This window comes from Blastomonas fulva (assembly GCF_003431825.1).
GTDB classification, from domain to species: Bacteria; Pseudomonadota; Alphaproteobacteria; order Sphingomonadales; family Sphingomonadaceae; genus Blastomonas; species Blastomonas fulva.
Map to the genome: position 1 here is coordinate 3,873,387 of NZ_CP020083.1, position 18,307 is coordinate 3,891,693.

General features: G+C 60.7%; 18 protein-coding genes and 2 pseudogenes. 8 read left to right on the forward strand and 12 right to left on the reverse strand.

All coding sequences use genetic code 11. The annotated features are described in order from the left end of the window. Nucleotides 1-5: 5 nt before the first annotated feature. Nucleotides 6-2,942, reverse strand: coding sequence for a Ti-type conjugative transfer relaxase TraA (gene traA, locus B5J99_RS18220; RefSeq protein ID WP_117353230.1), 2,937 nt, complete (start codon nt 2,940-2,942; stop codon nt 6-8). A 174-nt stretch (nt 2,943-3,116) separates the two neighbouring features. Here traA and B5J99_RS18225 point away from each other — a divergent pair, with 174 nt between their 5' ends. From B5J99_RS18225 to B5J99_RS19620, 5 genes are read left to right on the forward strand one after another with little or no spacing between them, the layout of a single operon-like run. Continuing rightward, on the forward strand, nt 3,117-3,440 hold the full coding sequence (locus B5J99_RS18225; RefSeq protein WP_117353231.1) for a conjugal transfer protein TraD: 324 nt from the start codon (nt 3,117-3,119) through the stop codon (nt 3,438-3,440). Nucleotide 3,441: 1 nt separating this feature from the next. Further along, nucleotides 3,442-3,687, forward strand: coding sequence for a conjugal transfer protein TraD (locus tag B5J99_RS20090; RefSeq protein ID WP_117353232.1), 246 nt, complete (start codon nt 3,442-3,444; stop codon nt 3,685-3,687). Beyond that, nucleotides 3,671-3,994: a conjugal transfer protein TraD gene (locus B5J99_RS18235; protein ID WP_117353231.1), complete on the forward strand. Its 324-nt coding sequence runs from the start codon at nt 3,671-3,673 to the stop codon at nt 3,992-3,994. The genes B5J99_RS20090 and B5J99_RS18235 overlap by 17 nt, the downstream gene beginning before the upstream one ends. After that, on the forward strand, nt 3,879-4,232 hold the full coding sequence (locus B5J99_RS18240) for a conjugal transfer protein TraD (protein ID WP_245991904.1): 354 nt from the start codon (nt 3,879-3,881) through the stop codon (nt 4,230-4,232). The genes B5J99_RS18235 and B5J99_RS18240 overlap by 116 nt, the downstream gene beginning before the upstream one ends. Before the next feature lie 19 nt (nt 4,233-4,251). Continuing rightward, nucleotides 4,252-4,425, forward strand: coding sequence for a hypothetical protein (locus B5J99_RS19620; RefSeq protein WP_162892664.1), 174 nt, complete (start codon nt 4,252-4,254; stop codon nt 4,423-4,425). Nucleotides 4,426-4,431: 6 nt separating this feature from the next. Here B5J99_RS19620 and B5J99_RS18245 read toward each other — a convergent pair whose 3' ends face one another. Both B5J99_RS18245 and B5J99_RS18250 read right to left on the reverse strand, forming a co-directional pair. Continuing rightward, nucleotides 4,432-4,860 carry a Ros/MucR family transcriptional regulator gene (locus B5J99_RS18245; RefSeq protein ID WP_117353234.1) on the reverse strand — a complete coding sequence of 143 codons (429 nt, stop codon included), beginning with the start codon at nt 4,858-4,860 and terminating at the stop codon, nt 4,432-4,434. A gap of 24 nt (nt 4,861-4,884) precedes the next feature. Then, nucleotides 4,885-5,151: pseudogene (locus tag B5J99_RS18250) on the reverse strand (nucleotidyltransferase); the annotation flags it as partial. 76 nt (nt 5,152-5,227) lie between these two features. On the opposite strand from B5J99_RS18250, the gene B5J99_RS18255 reads away from it, so the two are divergent. Continuing rightward, on the forward strand, nt 5,228-6,271 hold the full coding sequence (locus B5J99_RS18255) for an IS110 family RNA-guided transposase (RefSeq protein WP_117351240.1): 1,044 nt from the start codon (nt 5,228-5,230) through the stop codon (nt 6,269-6,271). 273 nt (nt 6,272-6,544) lie between these two features. Here the strand turns inward: B5J99_RS18255 and B5J99_RS18260 are convergent. Beyond that, nucleotides 6,545-7,207 (reverse strand): annotated as a pseudogene (locus B5J99_RS18260) (nucleotidyltransferase domain-containing protein); the annotation flags it as partial. Between the two features lie 54 nt (nt 7,208-7,261). Then, complete coding sequence (locus B5J99_RS18265; protein WP_117353235.1) at nt 7,262-7,510, reverse strand: sigma factor-like helix-turn-helix DNA-binding protein; 249 nt, start codon at nt 7,508-7,510, stop codon at nt 7,262-7,264. Nucleotides 7,511-7,957: 447 nt separating this feature from the next. Here B5J99_RS18265 and B5J99_RS18270 point away from each other — a divergent pair, with 447 nt between their 5' ends. Further along, complete coding sequence (locus B5J99_RS18270) at nt 7,958-8,161, forward strand: helix-turn-helix transcriptional regulator (protein WP_117353608.1); 204 nt, start codon at nt 7,958-7,960, stop codon at nt 8,159-8,161. A gap of 288 nt (nt 8,162-8,449) precedes the next feature. Here B5J99_RS18270 and B5J99_RS18275 read toward each other — a convergent pair whose 3' ends face one another. The 5 genes from B5J99_RS18275 to B5J99_RS19710 form a co-directional block, all read right to left on the reverse strand. Continuing rightward, nucleotides 8,450-8,944 (reverse strand): hypothetical protein, encoded by a 495-nt coding sequence (locus tag B5J99_RS18275; protein WP_117353236.1) that lies wholly within the window; start codon nt 8,942-8,944, stop codon nt 8,450-8,452. A gap of 389 nt (nt 8,945-9,333) precedes the next feature. Beyond that, nucleotides 9,334-10,491, reverse strand: coding sequence for an IS110 family RNA-guided transposase (locus tag B5J99_RS18280; protein ID WP_162892665.1), 1,158 nt, complete (start codon nt 10,489-10,491; stop codon nt 9,334-9,336). A gap of 438 nt (nt 10,492-10,929) precedes the next feature. Then, nucleotides 10,930-12,123 (reverse strand): IS91 family transposase, encoded by a 1,194-nt coding sequence (locus B5J99_RS18285; RefSeq protein WP_054135461.1) that lies wholly within the window; start codon nt 12,121-12,123, stop codon nt 10,930-10,932. Nucleotides 12,124-12,127: 4 nt separating this feature from the next. Beyond that, nucleotides 12,128-13,045: a tyrosine-type recombinase/integrase gene (locus B5J99_RS18290; RefSeq protein WP_054135460.1), complete on the reverse strand. Its 918-nt coding sequence runs from the start codon at nt 13,043-13,045 to the stop codon at nt 12,128-12,130. A 479-nt stretch (nt 13,046-13,524) separates the two neighbouring features. Beyond that, nucleotides 13,525-13,833 (reverse strand): histidine phosphatase family protein, encoded by a 309-nt coding sequence (locus B5J99_RS19710; RefSeq protein ID WP_211337849.1) that lies wholly within the window; start codon nt 13,831-13,833, stop codon nt 13,525-13,527. Nucleotides 13,834-13,890: 57 nt separating this feature from the next. On the opposite strand from B5J99_RS19710, the gene B5J99_RS19625 reads away from it, so the two are divergent. Next, entirely contained in the window at nt 13,891-14,424 is a 534-nt protein-coding gene (locus B5J99_RS19625; protein ID WP_162892666.1) for a hypothetical protein, read from the forward strand. A gap of 331 nt (nt 14,425-14,755) precedes the next feature. Here B5J99_RS19625 and B5J99_RS18300 read toward each other — a convergent pair whose 3' ends face one another. Continuing rightward, nucleotides 14,756-16,489 carry a hypothetical protein gene (locus B5J99_RS18300; protein ID WP_117353237.1) on the reverse strand — a complete coding sequence of 578 codons (1,734 nt, stop codon included), beginning with the start codon at nt 16,487-16,489 and terminating at the stop codon, nt 14,756-14,758. After that, nucleotides 16,486-18,189 (reverse strand): Hsp70 family protein, encoded by a 1,704-nt coding sequence (locus B5J99_RS18305; protein ID WP_117353610.1) that lies wholly within the window; start codon nt 18,187-18,189, stop codon nt 16,486-16,488. The genes B5J99_RS18300 and B5J99_RS18305 overlap by 4 nt, the downstream gene beginning before the upstream one ends. Nucleotides 18,190-18,307 lie beyond the last annotated feature (118 nt).

Sequence of the window (18,307 nt, forward strand, 5' to 3'; positions counted from 1 at the left end):
CATGGCTACATACCCATGCCGAGCCCTCGCGAGAGGCCGAGCGATTTCTGGAGGTCCTGAGACAGTGTTTTCGTGCTCATGGCGTCCAGCCCCAGCTGCGGACGCCGATTGGCCAGCACCGACTCGAGCTGCGGATCGCGCTCCAGCCCCTTGGCCATGCCAACGAGAGTGGCCCGAACCTTGTCCGATGCTGCCGCGCTGCCATTCTTGCGAAGCGCCCGGTATTGCTCGGACTGCCGCTGCCACTGATCGACAAAGGCGTCTGCCCGCCGCTCATTGGCGGCGGCAACGCTCTGCGCCTCGATGCGCAGCCGCGCTTGCTGCTCCATTGACTGGATGGCGCGATCGGTCTTGCCCTTCACCGCCTCAGGGATCAGGCTGAGGTCGCGGTTCACGGCCTTGCGCAGATCGCCAAAGCTGTCGGGCCTCAACGCATTGAGCTCCGCCCCGACCTTGTCCAGCGCGGTCCGCTGCGAGGCCAGCGGCTGAAGCCCCTTGTCGCGCATGGCGACAATGTCCTGCGCCACCCGCGCAAAGCGCTGCACGGCCTTGTCGAACACCTGCTTGTCGCTCGCCTGTTCGGGCAAGGCGACTTTGACACGCACCTGAGCAGCCGGTTGGCGTTCCGACGGTGGGTTCGCACCCTTGAGCAGATCGGCGAGATGGCCGCTGCGGCTGAGTTTGAACCCAGTGCGAGCTTCACGCTGCGGCTGCTGCTCAGCGGCCCTCTCCGGCGTCTGCGCATAGTCGCTCACCATGTCCTTGCCCCGCTCACGGCTGAGCGTTCGGGCAAGAGGCTTACGATCGGCAAAATCATCCTTGCCGTAATGCAGATCGACCTGGCTCCGGTGCCGCGACAATGCGACATAAGCCCCGTGGCTGTCCATGCCCGGCGTCGCAAGCAGCTTGACCTGATCGACGGTCATGCCCTGCGCCTTGTGGATCGTGGCTGCATAGCCGTGATCCAGATGCGCATAATCCTTCAGATCGAATGCCACCGCTTTGCCATCGTCCAGCTTCACCGCCATGCGTAGCGCGCTGACGCTCTCCACGGTGCCGAGCGATCCGTTTTTCACGCCCAGCGACCGTTCGTTCTTCAGGAACATGATCCGATCGCCATCGGCAAACATCCGCGCACCGCGCTCAACCTTCAACGCAACGTCTTCGCCCAGATCACCGCTGGCCCGAACCTTCTCGCGAACAGCCTCGTTGAGCGCCCTCACCTCATCATTGGTATGCGTCAGGATGATCCGGCTGGCATCCGGTTTTGCCTGCCGATCCCGATCCCACGCATCAACCAGCGCGGCACGCGCAGCTTCGCGCGTCTCAGCGACATGGACATGTCCTGCTTCCTCATAGCGACCAAGCGCCGCACCCGTTCTGCCGGTGGCAAGCTCGCGCGTCGCCTCCCGCTGCCAGTCGATATGCTGCCGCCGGATCGAAGCGATCTCAACCGCGCCATGCCGCTCTGCAGCCGCGCGGAACGCAGCGCCTGCCTCGATCGCCTGCAGCTGCTGCGGATCGCCGACCATCACAACCTTGGCTCCGTGCTGCTGAGCATGTGACACGACTCGCTCCATCTGGCGCGTGCCCAGCATGCCTGCCTCATCGATGACGAGGATGTGCCTGCTGGTGAGCAGCTCCCTGCCCTGCGCCCATTGGTGCTCCAGACTGGCGAGTGTGCGGGACGGGATACGCGAGCCATGCTCCAGCCCCTCGGCTGCAATGCCAGATAGCGCTGCACCCTGCACCGTATAGCCAGCACGCTCCCAAGCCTCGCGCGCTACACCCAGCATCGCGCTTTTCCCCGTTCCGGCATATCCAATGACATTGCTGATACCCTTTGCCGACGTGACATGCTCCAGCGCGCCGCGCTGCTCGGCGGACAGGTCCATTCCACGCGCCTTTGCATTCGCCAGAGCAAGCTCGCGATAGTGAACAGGCACGGCATGGCTGCGCCGTGCTTCAAGCTGGATCGTTGCACGCTCAAGCCGCTGTTCTGTCTCGATCATCTCACGCGACGTGAACCGGTCATTGCCCTTACCATCCCTGCCTAGCGCTATGAGCTCGGGCGCGTTTTTGACCGCCGACATTACGGCATCGAACTGCTCCTTGTCGGCGCTGTGCCGGTGGGCAAACATCGCAAGGTCACGAGTAGTAAACGTGGCCTGCCCATGCGTGATGGCGGTCAGCGCGATATTCGGATCAGCGATGATCTTCTCGCCGTTCGAGCGCGCGATATCGGCATGCTCGGCAAGCCGCTCGGGCGTCAGCCCTTCGCCCGCCATGCGCGAAGCCGCGGCGCCGATCTTGGACTGCGGCTCGAGGTCAATGCCTTGATGTGCCAGTGAGCGGTGATCGATACGTGCATCGATATCGAGCTCAGCCAAGCGCTGGTTGGCTTGCGTGGCCCATGCCTCGCGCCAGTGGGTGAGCAGTTCGGTGCGGTTCCAGTCCCGCACCTTCGGACCAAAGCTGGCAGAACCAGCCTCGCCAACCACGATCTCGCGCATGGTCAGCATGACATGCGCGTGCGGCTTGGCTTCGCCATCTGCGCCGATATCCCAATGGACATTGAGATCCGCGATCATGCGACGATCGACAAACTCGGCTTTGACAAAGTCCCGCGCCAGCTCGATCGCCTGCTGCTGGGTCATCTCTCTTGGCAGAGCGAACTCGATCTCGCGGGCCAGCTGCGCGTCCTTGCGCACCTCGGCCGCCTCAACATCGTTCCAGAGCTGCTCGCGATCGGACCAGGCTTCATTCGCCCCTTCGGGCAGCATGACCTCGCTGTGGACGACACCGGCTTTGTTGGTGAAGTCGTGGGTGCGGCCGAGCCGCTCGTCATGCAGCCGCTCGCCAGCGCGATAGGCGGCAGCCGCGAGCGCAGACGATCCTGCAGCGCGGGAGATGGTTTTGGCCGAGAAGTGATAGATCGCCATGGCGACATACCATTTACGGCATTTAGCGCACGTCGGCACGACGTATAAGCGCGCCCTCCCCCGATCTGGTCGCCGTAGATTTGACGGGGTCTCACGATGACCCAGCCTGTTGTCTGCGGGATGGGAGAGGGATAGCTGATTGGTCCTTCACCAACAATCGAAGGATCAAACCCCATGCGAAAACCACGTGATTACGACGCAGAGCTCCAAGCCCTCAACGATAAGGCAAAGCAGCTCAAGACCCGCAAACAGACCCAGCTCGGCGAGCTCGTGATCGCAACCGGAGCCGACGCGCTGGGCACAGAGATACTGGCAGGCGTTCTGCTCGCCGCAATCGGCACTGATGACGCTGCACGAAAGGAGGCCTGGCGCAAACGTGGCGCTGCGTTCTTTCAGGGAGCAAGCAACGCTCGCCAATCAGCTGGCAAAGACACTGGCAGCACACAAGCGATCGATCCAGACGCGCAACCGGTTGCTGGCGCACCGGGCCCGGCATGACATGCGAGACTGGCGGGTCAAACGACGTGAACGGACACGGCAGCTGATCGAACTGGGCGGACTAATCGCCAAGGCCGAGCTGATCGATCTCACCGACGATGATCGCGCGCCCTCCCCCGATCTGGTCGCCGTAGATTTGACGGGGTCTCACGATGACCCAGCCTGTTGTCTGCGGGATGGGAGAGGGATAGCTGATTGGTCCTTCACCAACAATCGAAGGATCAAACCCCATGCGAAAACCACGTGATTACGACGCAGAGCTCCAAGCCCTCAACGATAAGGCAAAGCAGCTCAAGACCCGCAAACAGACCCAGCTCGGCGAGCTCGTGATCGCAACCGGAGCCGACGCGCTGGGCACAGAGATACTGGCAGGCGTTCTGCTCGCCGCAATCGGCACTGATGACGCTGCACGAAAGGAGGCCTGGCGCAAACGTGGCGCTGCGTTCTTTCAGGGAGCAAGCAACGCTCGCCAATCAGCTGGCAAAGACACTGGCAGCACACAAGCGATCGATCCAGACGCGCAACCGGTTGCTGGCGCACCGGGCCCGGCATGACATGCGAGACTGGCGGGTCAAACGACGTGAACGGACACGGCAGCTGATCGAACTGGGCGGACTAATCGCCAAGGCCGAGCTGATCGATCTCACCGACGATGATCGCGCGGTGATCCTCGGGCTGCTGATTGAAGCGGCGACGAAGCTCAAAGGCGACAACCGCGATCAGCAGCTGTTGCTCTGGCGGCGGCGAGGCTCACGGGTTTTCACGCAAAACCAGTTGGCCGAAAGGTCGTGATCGCGCATAGGCTCGACCCATGAACGGGGCAATCAATCAACTGGTGCTGGGTGTGCTTGCACGGGCGCCGCAATGGGTCAGGCAGGATCTGCTCTCCGCCGACCCGGTTGTCCGTGCACGCGCGGAAGAGACGCTGGCGGCGATGATTTCCAGCGCGTTGGCCGAAAGCGAGAACGGCGAAGCCGCCGGCTGAGCAGCTTTATTTTGCGCTTGCCTTCTTCGGTCGGCCACCACGCCCGCCTTTGCCCAAGCCAATTTCCTTGGCCAGCACGCGCCGCCGCTCTGCATAATTGGGCGGAACCATCGGATAATCTTTTGGCAGGTTCCACTTGGCGCGGTACTCGTCGGGCGTCATATCGAATTTCTTGCGCAGATAACCCTTCAGTAGTTTGACCTTCGCACCGTCCTCCAGGCAAACCAGATAGTCGGGCTTGATCGACGCCCGGATCGAGACAGCTGGCTTCTGGTCCGGCAGCGGTTCCGGTTCCGCTTCCTGACCAAGGCCGGAAAGCGAGGCGTGGACGCTGCCGATCAGCCCGGCGATATCGGATACCGACACGCTGTTATTACGGACATGCGCCGCAACAATATCAGCCGTTAGAGCGACGAGCATTTCGGTATCAGCCATCGGTAATCCTCTTTGATCAGAGGTTCATTCATTGGCCTTTTGTTCGAGCAACGCAATACGGTCCGAACAGATGGCGTGCACAGCGCGGCCGAGTTCCTCGACGCAGCCTCCAAGCCATAGCAGTTCCTCTTCGGTGATGCGATAATGCTTGGAGTAGCGGGCCTTCACGTAAGCCTCTTTCAGCTTCTCGAACCGCGCACGATCAATGCGCGTGTCGCGCGGCCAGGCATCGACGAGACGCATGTCGATGCGCTCAGCCTGGGTGCGAAGGAAGCCCAGATTATGGACATGTTGGGGTGGACGGCCCCCAAACGGCATCAAATGTGCCAAGATTGAGTCGTTGAAAACCTCAAGAAGGAGACCGTCCGTGAACGATATTATCCGCATTGGGATGGACACGTCAAAGCATGTGTTCCAGCTGCACGGTGTCGATGCTGCCGAAAGGCCTGTGCTGCGCAAAACTTTTCGCCGCAAAGAGATGATCGAGTTCTTCTCAAAGCTGCCACCAACGCAAGTGGCGATCGAAGCATGTGGCGCTTCGCACAACTGGGGTCGGACGCTTACCGGCTTTGGGCACTCGGTGAAGTTGATTCCGCCTGCCTATATCAAGCCTTATATCAAGCGCGGCAAAAACGACGCAGCCGATGCAGAAGCGATCTGCGAGGCGATGAGCAGGCCTACAATGCGCTTCGTGCCGATCAAGTCGGCGGACAATCAGGCGGCCTTGATGCTGGTCACAATGCGCGACCGGTTGATCCGAACGCGCACTCAGCTCTGCAGCGCGATCCGCGGCCACGCTGCCGAGTTCGGGCTGATCGCTGGCTCCGGAACCTGCCGCGTGGAACCGCTCCTTGATCGTATCGCTGCCGATCCAGAAGTCCCGCATCTCGCGCGCGATCTGTTCGCAATGCATGCCGAGGAGCTGGCACTGCTGCGGGCACGGATTAAGGAAGTCAACGGGAGGCTTGCTGAATGGCACCGCTCGAACGCGCGAAGTCGGCGGGTGGCTCAGATACCGGGTGTCGGAACACTTGGTGCGACATTGCTGGCACTAAAGACGCCGGCACCGGAAGACTTCCAGTCCGGTCGGGCGTTCGCCGCCTGGATCGGTCTGACGCCGCGTGATCACTCAACCGGCGGCCGGGTGAAGCTGGGCAGCATAACCCGTGCTGGCGACGCCCTGCTCAGACGAACACTCGTGGTCGGAGCTACAGCGCTGCTCCGCCATATCCGCAATGATCGAAGCAAGCATGCTTCGCCCTGGATCCTCGAGATGCTGAAGCGGAAACCGCCAAAGTTGGTCGCGGTCGCCTTGGCGAACAAGATGGCGCGCATCGCGTGGAAGCTCATGGTCACCAACCAGGATTACCAGGCACCTGCTGGAGCCACATCGCTGGCGAGAGCTGCATGAAATCAGCCAGTCGCGGGGAGCGCAGCACGCGCTTCGTGCCAGGCCGATAACCGGAAACTTGCAAGAAGAAAGCAGATGGTGTGATCGATCGATCCAGAGCGCAAGAAACTCCGAACGCCGCATCGGCCCTAGAGGTCGCGTACGTGTTAGGAACTCGCGCCGCGGAATCCATCTTGGCCAGCGGTCATGTGAGGCTGCACCAACAGGCCGGACATATGAACGCAAACCATCCGATCAGCTGCTGCTTGACCCTTGTAAGCGAGGGGCCGTCCACATATGTGGAGTATAGAAGGTGCAGACCAGAAGAACGCAATGGTAGAGCGCCTCGGCAGTTTGATGGAATTCGAAGGCGGCGTGTTTGTATAGTCCCTCTTGCACAGCGTATTTTGCGAGCTTGTCCCGGCCCATTGCACTTGGGAACCACTCGTCAAAATACTCCCGCGCCATAGCCAGCGCCTGCTCGGGCGTCTTCGGCTTAGGCGTATGCAGCGCCCGTTCATCTGCCTCATGTAGCGCAATGCCGTCCTTGGCCACGTCCATGAAAAAGTACCGCCCATGCGCGAGGCCATCGTTCACCTCCTGCAGAGTATGGACGATGAAGTTGACCGGCGTGTGCAGGGTGCGGTCGATGGCAAGCTCGCGGATCAGCCGGTCTTCGAGCTTCAGCCAGTAATCGACGCGCTCGGTCAGCCGCTTGTCGTTGACGATGATCAACAGATCGAAGTCGGAGCGATAGCCCTTGGCCGTGTGTGGCTCATCGACCCACCCTCCGCGTGCGTAGCTGCCATAAAGGATCAGCTTCTCGATCCGGCCCTTCTTCTTCCACTGATGGGTAGCCAGCGCCAGCGAATCTTCGAACTCCTCGAAGATGATCTGCTTCACGCGCTCAAGCTCGCGCTGCTTGTTGGCCGGAAGATGATCAATGTCGGTTCGCATGGTCCTGTTTACCCTGTAGATGCACGGGTCGATTGGCAAGGCGGAAGCTGGCCTTCATCGCCAGAACTGCCACCACTTGTGGTGGCGTTCGTGCATGTGCCGGTCGAGGATGCGCAAGGCATCTGCAAAGTGATGCTCGACGTCGGCGATGCTGATTCCATGCAGTGTTGCAAGCTCTGCATAGCTAAGCTCATCGACGCGGATTCCGAGAAAGATTTCGCGCTGCATCGGCGACATGTTGTCAACGGCGCGCTCGGCGCGACGCAGCTGCCGCCACTCGGCTCGGGTGAGACGCGCGCTCATGCTGCCTCTCTCGTGTTGCGGGTGGTAGTGTGTTCCATGGCCTTGTCTCCTTCCATCCGGCCCCGGCCCGGAAGGGGCGCTGGGGGGCGGCAGACAGGAGCTGGCAGCTGCGCTGCAACGGACAGCGCGCATGCCGCAGGCACCGCAACAAAGTGTAGGACCCGCAGCGCGGGTTGCGTGCTGGCCTGGCGTGGCTAGAGGCGATTGACGGCACCCGGTGTCCCGCCCGAGCGGGGCAATCGCCGCAGCTTTGCTGCGACCGCAGATGCGCTGCTGAATGCTGAAATACAGTGAGATGCCGTGAGCAAAAATATTCTGCTTACGCCTTCATTTCCCGTGCAAGCCAGCAGCGCTCCCCTGCCCTTCTGACTGCGACAAAGCCGCATGTGGCTCGATTGACGCGAAGCGGCAGATCGCCATTCTCATCGCAGGATGGAGACAATGGCCATGGCATCCCATGCACACGACAGGTTTCTGAGGCTCAACACCGTGCTCGATCGCACCGGGCTCTCTCGCGCGACGCTCTACCGCAAGATACAGGCGGGCACGTTCCCTAGGCAGGTCAAGCTTGCAGAGCGATGCTGCGGCTGGCGGGAATCGGCTGTCGAGGAATGGCTGAAGAACCCCATGTTCTATGAGGTCACAAACTGAGCAGGATGAACCGACGAAGGCAAAGAACGTTGTTGGAGGTTTGTCCGAACCGTAGTGACTGACAGGGGCTGCCCCATCTTGCGTGCCCATGCCTTACAGAGGGCGATCAATTCGGTAAGCCGCCAGTCAGCATTGCGCACCAATCCCGGTCATTAGGGGGCTGTGCCGCGTTTCCCAAAACCGGTCATTGCGAACGCGCCAGTTATGTCGGCTTCTGGCACAACATGCCAGGGCGCTCTGTGACCGCAGATGGGTGGAAACCAGACATTCGGCTTTTAGTGCGTCGCCTCAACGAAGCTGCCTTCTCAACCAATCGCCCAACCGTCCAAATGACTGGGCTGCGGCGGGTGGCGGAAGTTCGCTGAGTTTGCTTCCGTCATAGACATTCACCGACCTGCTTACTGAGATGTAAGGCCCGGTGCCCGGCTCGAAGCTCCATCCTGCAAGGTACATGTTGGCCTTCGCAGCCGTCCCCCACATCAGTGGAACCGCACTTGTGAGCCAATCCTCGGTAGGCATGACGTCCTGCCATGCCTCAATGCCGCAGTGTCCTCCCACGTAATCAACATCAAACTCTTGACCACAGTTTGCGAACTCGCGCCTCGCAAGCTGGCAATACTGCGCCTCCATACCCCAGTTTTCCTCATCACCCGACGTGAGGGGGTAAAGGTGGAAGCAGACCTTTGGCTCAGAGATGTTTTGGTCAGCAACGTTTGCTATTTTCCGGATCGCTGCTCGCCCATGCAGCAGGTGATCCTCCATCGTCCAATCCGGCTCGTCCATCCTCGCGTCAATCCTCACCTACAGCCTCTCGCGGAAGAGCGTAGTGGTTTCCACAATAGGGGACAACGGTCAGAGCAGACCTTCCTCAATGTCTGTTCACATGACGAGGACGTTGGTCAAGGGTAATTTTCGTGTCTACATTGTTCGTCTCCTTGGCGCCGGATCCAGGCTTGGCCCGATGCATGACACGGCTCGACAGTTCGAACCTTATCCAGCTCACATACGGTCGCCACTCGGGGGTGGCCGCACCATTATCCCGCTTGCGGCGGTTACGGGCACAGGAAAGCGAGACCAGTCTTTCGGGCGGCGCTGAACGCCAACAGACATTTCGGTTCGCTTACCTGGATCCACGGAGCTGATCGGGCTCCGGGAGGGCGTAAAGGGTCGGATCAGGCAGCCTTCATCACGGCTCCCTCGATCACCACACCTGCAGTGGCGTATTTCCACAGCGCGATAAGAAGCTTGCGGGCGAGCGCCACGATCGTCGGCTTCTTGAGGCGGCCGCCGTTGTGCTGCACGCGTTCCTGGAACCAGCGGGCAAGTGCCGAGTCAGGCTGATACCGGATCCAGAGCCAGGACAGCTCGACCATGGTCGTTCGCAGGCGGCTGTTGCCGGCCTTGGATACGCCCTGCTCCTGTCTGATCGATCCGCTTTGCCAGGGTGTGGGAGCAAGTCCGGCATAGGCCGCCAACTGGCGCCGGTTATCAAAATGGCGGAACAGACCTTCTGCGTAAAGGATGGTGGCGAACTCAGGGCCAATGCCCTTGAGGTTGAGAAGCATTGCCGCCGGCGTGTTGGCAGCTTGCTCCGCGATGAGCGTAGCGCGCGCGGCCTCGACGGCTTTGATCTGTTCAATGATCAACTCGAGCCGGTCGAGCTCTCGATCGATCTGCGATCTGACGTGAACTGCAAGAACACGTCCATCGCCAGTTCTGAGATCTTCGAACCGTTCGCGCCGGTCGCGACGTATCGGCTCATATCCAGTAATGCCTTGCGCAAAGAGCAAGCCTTTGATCCGGTTGATATGCTGGGTCCGCTCGATGATCAGCACCTGGCGCTCACGGCAAATGCGACGTCTATCTTCGTCTTCGACGCTCGGCGGCCTGACCATCGCGCACACGCGCGGCTCGCCGCGCTTATAGGCGAGCAGCGCACGAACCAGCGCTTCGCCATCGATCTTGTCGGTCTTTGCCCGGCGGCGCCGGCGCGATGTTGCGATCGACGCCGGGTCGACGACATAGCTCTCAATACCTTCGCGCTCCAACACGCGGTGGATCCAGAACCCGTCCAGGCCGGCTTCCTGAATAACGATGAAGCCGAACTCTTGCCCGGTCCGAACCCGCGCCTTCTCGCGCAACAGAGCAAAACGCTCCATCAACCCGGCAACGTCACCGGCACGGACAATATGCTTCGACATCCGCTCGCCAGCCCCTGGCGACAAGGACGTGACCAGCCAAGTCGATTTACTCAGTTCCATCGAAACGAAGATCGCGCCAAGATCTATACGGATAGCGGCAGGCGCATGGGGTTGATCAGCTGCAAGCATGGTTACCTCCACAGAGTTAAGGATCAGCAACCGCATTCTGACAGAGTGTCAGCCGCTATCCACCCTCGACATGGGATCTTTGGGGTCGGTAAAAGAATTTCCGGTTCTGGCGCAATTGCTGCCATAGCTGCCTGACCGGTTTTGTGAAGGGTTTCGGGCGCTTGCGTACGAAAGCCTCCAGTGCAGGAACCCGCGGGCCCCGCGCGCAGGTCTATGGGTAAAGCGGCTTTGGGATGGTTTTTGCGGGTAAGCGCAGCCGATCCGGCGGTGTCGCTGTTGGCCTGATCAACGTGATTTTGTGCGGTGTCAGACTGCTAGCGGCGTTGGTTTTGCTGGCCAGTGTGCCCTGCGCCCGGCTTAAATCCGGGATGGGCACGCGCTGGGTCATCGGTCGGGACACCATGGGTCCGACCGTCGTGCAGGGCGAGCCATGCCGGATCATGGCGCGTGTCTCCGGGCCGAGGATACTGGGGGTGGCGGTGCACGCGGTTGGTAGCAACGGGCAAAGGTCTCGATGATGGTCATGTGCCCGCCGCAGCATGGGCATGGCGGGCGATGGTCGGGCGGTTCTTCCGGTTCGGGCTCCTCGACCGGCGCAGCGCCCCCCAGGAGACTGCGGGCGAGCGCCATGGCGTCCTTGTGCGTCGAACTGGCGAGCAGGCCGTAATGCCGGATGCGATGGAAGCCGCGCGGCAGGACGTGGATCAGGAAGCGGCGGATGAACTCGTCCGTCGCCAGCGTCATGACCTGCTGGCGTTCAGCCCCGCTGCGACGGTAATCCTTGTAACGGAACGTCACGCTGGCATCGTCGAAGGCAAGGAGCCGCTGGTTCGAGATGGCGACGCGGTGGGTGTAGCGCGAGAGATAGGCCAGCACCGCCTGCGGCCCGGCAAAAGGCGGTTTGGCGTAGACCACCCAGCGCTTCTTCCGGATCGGCGACAGATGCCGGAGGAAGACCTTGCGTGTCGCGAGGCCCGCCAAGGTGTTGAAGAAGGCCAGCTTGCCGGCATCGTACAATGCCAGCAGCCGGGTGAGGAACAGCCGGCGGAACAATGCGCCCAGCACACGCACTGGTAGAAGGAACGCCGGGCGCGACGAGACCCACCGCTTGCCGTCTGGCGTGATACCCCCGCCGGGCACGATCATGTGCACATGCGGGTGATGGGTCAGTGCCGATCCCCACGTATGCAATACGGCGGTGATGCCGACGCGCGCGCCGAGGTGCCTGGGATCGGCGGCGATGGTCAGCATCGTGTCCGCAGCCGCGCGGAACAGCAGGTCATAGACCACCGCCTTGTTCTGCCACGCGATATCCGCGACCTCGGCCGGCAGCGTGAACACGACGTGGAAGTATCCCACGGGCAGCAGATCGGCCTCGCGCGCGGCCAGCCAGGTGCGCGCCGCCGCACCCTGGCACTTGGGGCAATGCCGGTTGCGGCAGGAGTTGTAGGCGATCCGCCAGTGCCCGCAGTCGTCGCAGGCCTCGACGTGACCGCCAAGGGCTGCGGTGCGGCAGGTCTCGATCGCCGTCATGACCTTGAGCTGGCCGAGGCTCAGATGGCCGGCATGGGCTGCGCGATACGCGGGCCCGGCACTCCGCAAGATGTCGGCGACCTCGATCGAGGTGCGCACCGGTTCAACCGGGCGGCGATGCCGTTCGCTTGGGGCCTTCCATCAGGCTGAAGATGCGGTCGAGCGGGCTCGCCACCGCCTGCATCGTCCTGGTCGATACCTTGGTGTAGATGGCGGTGGTACCGATCTTGGTGTGCCCAAGCAGGACCTGGATCACGCGGATGTCGACATCCTGCTCGAGCAGGTGAGTGGCAAAGCTGTGGCGCAGGGTATGCGGGCTCACGCGTTTGCGGATCCCGGCGAACTCAGCCGCCTCATGCACGGCGCGGTGCAACTGGCGTGCCGAGATCGGGTCGGTGCAACTGCGCCCCGGGAATAACCAGCCGTGCGGTAACATGACCCCGCGCCGCTTGCCTTCACGCCACCATTGCCGAAGCAGATCCAGCAGATGCGGCGAGAGCATGGCGTTACGATCCTTGCGCCCCTTGCCCTGCTCGACCCGGATCAGCATGCGCGTGCTGTCGATATCGTCAACCTTCAGGTGGGCAATCTCGGACACGCGCAGACCCGCGCCATAGGCCACGCCGAACGCTGCCTTGTACTTGATGCCCGGTGCAGCCTCGATCAGCCGCGCAGCCTCCTCGACGCTCAGAACCTCGCGCAGCTTGGGTGTGCAGCGAACGACAACAAGTCCCAGTGCCATCTCCGGCCGCTTGAGGGTTATACCGAACAGGAAACGCAATGCCGATACAGCCCCGTTGATGGTTGCTGGACTGATGGCACGCTCATGCTGAGCGATCTGATAGCGCCGGAGGTCTTCGATCGTGGCCGTATCGGGTGGTCGGCCGAGAAACGCGGCAAATGACCGGACGTGCCGGATATAGTCCTTCTGCGTGTGCTCCCCAAAGCTACGCATCGTCATGTCCTGCAACATACGCTCGCGCAAGGCATTGTTCGGGGCAGCGGTAGTGATGGTATCCATGGTGCGTTCCTTTCCGTTGAAGGAACTCCACCCTCACAAGCGACTTCGCCGCTCTCAAAGCCTCAACAATACTACGCTACGTCACCCCAAGCGACTCTCCCGCGAAGCGGGTTCGTGCTCTGGCCCCGCGCCGATCCTACGCGAACGACTGTTTGTGGGTGGAAAGCGAAATGTCGGCTTTCAGCTTGGCGCACCGGTTATGCGGCTGATGTTCAATCGACAAAGACGGGCTCAATCCGACCGCTGGAGAGTTTCCAGATAACGTCCTGAGGGACCGGCAGGCTCAATGCATCTGTCTGGGACAGCCCGCTGTAGGCGCCTCGGATAATCCGGCTAATCAACCCGTGAGTTACAGCGACGGTTACGCCTTGCCGTTCTTCCAGCCAGCATTCGGCTCTCTTGAGCGCGGAGTCATAGCTCTCGCCATCGGGTGACTTGAAAAACCAGTCGAATGGTGTGGAGCCATCGAGCAACCCGGGCTACTGGGCGTCGATGTCGATGTGCGTCAAACCATCCCATGAGCCTAACGACACCTCAGCGAGACGGTCATCACATTGGGCAGCAGGAAGATGTGCCGAACCTGCAATGATCGTTGCGGTCTGACGTGTTCTGCCAAGAGGGCTGGTGACGAATAGATCGACTGAGAGGTCTAACTTTGCGAGGCGTTTACCTACCGCCTCGGCTTGCTTTGCGCCGGTATTGGTGAGGATAGAGTCCAGCTTTCCTTGGAAACGGCCCTGAGCGTTCCATTCCGTTTCACCGTGGCGGATAACATAGATCTCAATCATTGGCATCTTCAGTATGCCGGTTGCACGAGCGTGCGCAAACAATCTTTGATGTCTCGAATGGGGTCGGTTCCTGAACGGCAGGAAATTGTGACGGATCGAAAAAATCTGCCTTTCGGCTTGCGACCCCTTTGTGGTCATTGGCTCAACGACTATTGGTTTGGCATGCCCACCAAACTGCTCGCTCTTTTCGTTGTTGTGTTAACTCTGACCGCTTGCGGAAAATGGGAAGCTGAAAGCACCACCAAATCGCCAAGCGGCCGTTTGGATGCAGTAGCTGAATACAAGGGCAGTGCCGCATGCTGCAGCGACCATAGCCGTTTGTCCCTGCAAAATAGAGAGGGTGGCACGCTTACCGACCCTGGTGTTGCGGTGGAAGCAACGAACACACGGCTCAAGGCCCATTGGATCAGCGACGATGACCTGATTGTAGAGGCCTGCAATGCGACCCAAATCTCTGTGAAATCGCGAACAATGCGAGAACCAGTCGTGAATTCAGATGGCTCGATCAATGCGGTGCGTATCGAGGTTGTAACGGCACCGAACACGGAGAGGAATGGCAAGATATTCTGCTTAGAATCTCCAGAAAACTAATATTGCCAGAAAGCTACCCAAGTGCGGCGATGGGATGCAATGCGGCGGCTGGCTGAAAGCTGACATGCGGCTTTAGCCATTTTGTGGCCAGGACCCGTCATTCAACAACCGGCCCATTTTTTGATCTTCCGGAGTTGGGAATTACTCATCATTTCAGCCGCAGGGGTTGAACGGTGACTTCTGACAGGAGCTCGCCGTTGGCGATCATGGTCGTGTGACCTCACTAAACGGGCAAGGTTATCTGGAAGCGGCCCGTCTGCGTTGGCATGTGCAAACTTCTTGAGGTGTTGCCAGCTGAATCACGGCCCTGCTGACGTCTGACGTTTAACAATTAAATTGCTGGTCGAAACCACTGAAGCAATCTTGCGACGATCTTTACTAGACAAAAGAGAACGAGGTAAAGCATCGCGGCCAGCGTAAACCTACCAAGCCCATCGCCGGTTTCTTCCCTGAACACCGGCACGGTCCAGTAGAACAGGACAGCTACGACACGCAGGGGCCACTCAATCCAGGCAAAGTAAGCGGGAGTTGCGGCGAGAACCAGGTGCTGGAGGAGAATGGCGAGCGGGACGCACACGAGGAGCATCGGGGATGGATCGGCCGAGACGCCAATGATCACGACAGTGGCACCCAACATGATGGTCCCGAATGCCAGCGCGTACAACATCACGCGCTTGCGGGGAGGAGCATCGTCAATGAATTGGGCCCACGGGTGCCATCCCCGCTCACCGAACCAGCAGCACAGCGCCAGCGGGGCCACAAGCTGGAGCGCCAGACCCCGGTTCACCTCGAAGAGGATGCATATCGATACAATGCCGGCCCCTATTGGGAACCGGGAGCGGCTCCACCGGGTAGCCGCGTCATCCCATTGAGGCGGCGCACACCGTAGGTAGATCAATACGGCAAGAGAGGCCGATAGCACGAGCGAGAGGATCAATTGAACGGTCCCCGAAGGGACGGCGGCTAACAGCAGGGGCGAGCCGAACACGGAGGCGCTTAGCAAGGGCAGATGCGCGTAGATACCATTTGGCCCTTGTTGGTCGTGCAGGCGGCGTGCGATGCGCCGAAGCTCCATTGCGCCGCGGATGAGAGCATACGACAGCGATATCGAGCCGAGAACGACCAGTGGTATGGCCGCCCCGCCCATGCCCTTCGGCAAAAGGACTAGGGCCGTAAATCCCAGCAAGAAGGACCCGGCAATCATCAGTTTCCAGAAGTGAAGCGGCAGCCGCCTGGACGCGAGGTAACCCTGCCACCAATCGAAATTGGGCCCGGCCAGGTCTTTCTCTATGGTCGGGTGCCAAGTGCGGACAACCGCTAGGAAGTCGGCGACGTCGTTCACCAGTGGCTCTTGGAAAAGGCTTACGCGCGTGCGCCCGGAGCCGCGAAGCTCTTGAAATGCCCGGTGGTGGGGATGTGAAGGTTTGGCGAACGCCGCCAAGCTCCGGCGATCCTCTTCCCGGTCAAGGACGGCTCGCACGGCATAGCTTGCCCGCGAGCTTTGCGCCCGATCCCAGCCGAAGTGCTTGATGGAGGGGGAAATCAACGGGTCCGAGGCTGGGATGGCGGCAGCGATCGTGTCTGCCATCCACTCGTCCGTTGCCGAAGCGGTATCGACATGCTCCAGTTCCTTGCTGCCAAGGATCTCATGGCCCAGCCGCGCTATTTCGGCGGGATCCCCCTGCAGTTCGAAAAGCAGCAGATCGAGCTGGGACATGGCCTTTCCAAGCTCACCTTCGCAAATCGGAGGGGGCAAACGCCACTGGTCAGAAGGGCCTTCCCACTGCTCATCCACCGCCCATTCTTCCGCATCAAGCTCATCGTCCGCTAGAGGTTCTTCCTCTATCAGAGCTGGCGTGATCGCCTCCGCGGCTTCCTCGTCCCACCAGGGCGTGTCCACACCCCATTCAAGAGCGTTTTCCAGCGCCTGACGCAGGCGGATGAAGGACGCCGGATCCGCATCGACATCGATGCCCTTCAAGGCGCCGCTGTAAGCTCGCTTGATCTCGCGGCGATCATCCGTCGGCACGATGCCCAGCACCTGCCAGTCGTCGGCAAGGCTCACAGAAACCGCTCGCCTTCGAGGTCGTCCAATATGCGCTTCACTTCTTCCCGGGCGTCGGCAATGTCGTGCGGATCCTGTCCCGCGAGGGCTCCTTCCAAAAGCAGCAACAGCGACCCCACATGCGCCCGCTGATCTCCCAGGAATCCTTCGTAACAGCGGCGGGCGCGCGCCAGTAGCGCCGCGTTCAGGCCATCTTCGCGAGGATGTACCTTGAGGCGGGCAAGCCGCTCGCGTCGCTTCGCGAACGCTTCGGCATCTTCCTCGTGGTCGTCCCCCAGAATGACGATCTGCCGGGCAATTCCGGTCGTGGGAACCGTCACGTCGACTTCCAGGAGCCCGCTGGCATCGTAGGTGAAGCGGCAATCCACACTGACCTCGCCCGCGCGCTGCGACGGCACTGGCACGTCCAGTTTGCCGAGTAAAATATTCTCCTCCACCGCGCGCGATTCGCCTTGGTAGATTTCAAGTTCGAGGCGGCGTTGTCCATTCTGTACGGTCACGAATGTTTCGACGCGGCTTGCCGGAATAACCGTGTTCCGCTCGATGATAGGGGCGAACACGCCATGCTTGAACGTGCCGTTCGGAAGGCGTTCCGTCGTCGCGACCCCTAGTGTGAAGGGGCAGACATCAGTCAGGCGAATCTCTTCCAGATCGGCCATCTTGCCCTTGAGCGCTCCTTGGATAGCGGCCCCGAGCGCTACCGCATGGTCGGGGTGCACTTGAGTCGCCGGGAACCGCCCAAACATGCGGGTGGCTGCCTTTCTGATCACTGGCATACGCGTCGCCCCGCCGACCATCACGATTTCGCTGAGGTCTTCAACCTTGGTGCGGCCGTCCCTAAGCGAACGGATCACGGGCTCGCGTAAACGAGCCAACAGTGGCTCGCATCGCTGCTCAAAGTCGGCGCTGGTGACATCCACGATGTGTCTTTCATCGTTCCAGACCAGCGAAAACGTGGCCATGTCGCTTTCGCTGAGCTTGCGCCGGGCACGTTCGGCAGCGTCTCTCAGCACAGCGTGAAGCGCCGCGTCGCCACTGACTTCCCAATTGAGAGTGGGTATGCGCTCCGCCACAATGGCCATCAGCACACCGTTAAAATCCTCGCCTCCCAATCGGTTGTCGCCAGCTGACGATCGAACCTCGATCACTCCGTCAAAGATCTCGACCACCGAAACGTCGAACGTGCCGCCCCCAAGGTCGAAGACCAAGAACGGCTCCTCGACGCCAAGCTCATGAATCCCATAGGCCAAGGCAGCGGCGGTCGGCTCATTGATCAGTCTTTCGACTGAGAAACCCGCCAGCTCCCCCGCTCGCCGGGTCGCTTTCCGCTGCTTATCGTTGAAATACGCAGGAACGGTAATAACGGCCTTGTCCACCCGCTCGCCGGTGAAGTGTTCCACGTCCTCCTTTAGGCTGCGGAGGATCGTAGCGGACAGTTCCTCGGCTGAGAACTCCACCTGTCCCAGGTGGAGCGGTGCCGACGTTCCCATGGCGCGCTTAAATAATGTTCGCGCCATCGACGGTTCGTTCACCTGACGCTCCCTCGCCGCCAGCCCCGAGATGATGCTCGCATCCTCCGCCAAGGCGACCGCGGATGGGGTGAGATAGTCTCCCAAGCTATTGGGCACGAGGACGGCTTCGCCATCCCTCCAGATCGCGGCAGCGCTATTGGTGGTACCAAGATCTATGCCAACGATCACGAGCAAAAACCCCGAATCGGTACGTCGAAGTAAGACAAGAACGCTCTCCCTTTTGGCAATCAGAGCCAAACTGGGAGAACATTACAATAGCAACGGGCCTACCCCTCTTCGCAGCTGC

What these genes read in the sequence shown, in the direction of transcription:
- B5J99_RS18245 (WP_117353234.1), bottom strand. Translation starts at nt 4,860, where the DNA reads ATGGCTGATACCGAAATGCTCGTCGCTCTAACGGCTGATATTGTTGCG.
- B5J99_RS19710 (WP_211337849.1), bottom strand. Translation starts at nt 13,833, where the DNA reads ATGATTGAGATCTATGTTATCCGCCACGGTGAAACGGAATGGAACGCT.
- B5J99_RS18280 (WP_162892665.1), bottom strand. Translation starts at nt 10,491, where the DNA reads ATGCTTGCAGCTGATCAACCCCATGCGCCTGCCGCTATCCGTATAGAT.
- B5J99_RS18275 (WP_117353236.1), bottom strand. Translation starts at nt 8,944, where the DNA reads ATGGACGAGCCGGATTGGACGATGGAGGATCACCTGCTGCATGGGCGA.
- B5J99_RS19620 (WP_162892664.1), top strand. Translation starts at nt 4,252, where the DNA reads ATGAACGGGGCAATCAATCAACTGGTGCTGGGTGTGCTTGCACGGGCG.
- B5J99_RS19625 (WP_162892666.1), top strand. Translation starts at nt 13,891, where the DNA reads ATGGGGTCGGTTCCTGAACGGCAGGAAATTGTGACGGATCGAAAAAAT.
- B5J99_RS18265 (WP_117353235.1), bottom strand. Translation starts at nt 7,510, where the DNA reads ATGAGCGCGCGTCTCACCCGAGCCGAGTGGCGGCAGCTGCGTCGCGCC.
- B5J99_RS18225 (WP_117353231.1), top strand. Translation starts at nt 3,117, where the DNA reads ATGCGAAAACCACGTGATTACGACGCAGAGCTCCAAGCCCTCAACGAT.
- B5J99_RS18270 (WP_117353608.1), top strand. Translation starts at nt 7,958, where the DNA reads ATGGCATCCCATGCACACGACAGGTTTCTGAGGCTCAACACCGTGCTC.
- B5J99_RS20090 (WP_117353232.1), top strand. Translation starts at nt 3,442, where the DNA reads ATGCGAGACTGGCGGGTCAAACGACGTGAACGGACACGGCAGCTGATC.
- traA (WP_117353230.1), bottom strand. Translation starts at nt 2,942, where the DNA reads ATGGCGATCTATCACTTCTCGGCCAAAACCATCTCCCGCGCTGCAGGA.
- B5J99_RS18235 (WP_117353231.1), top strand. Translation starts at nt 3,671, where the DNA reads ATGCGAAAACCACGTGATTACGACGCAGAGCTCCAAGCCCTCAACGAT.
- B5J99_RS18290 (WP_054135460.1), bottom strand. Translation starts at nt 13,045, where the DNA reads ATGGATACCATCACTACCGCTGCCCCGAACAATGCCTTGCGCGAGCGT.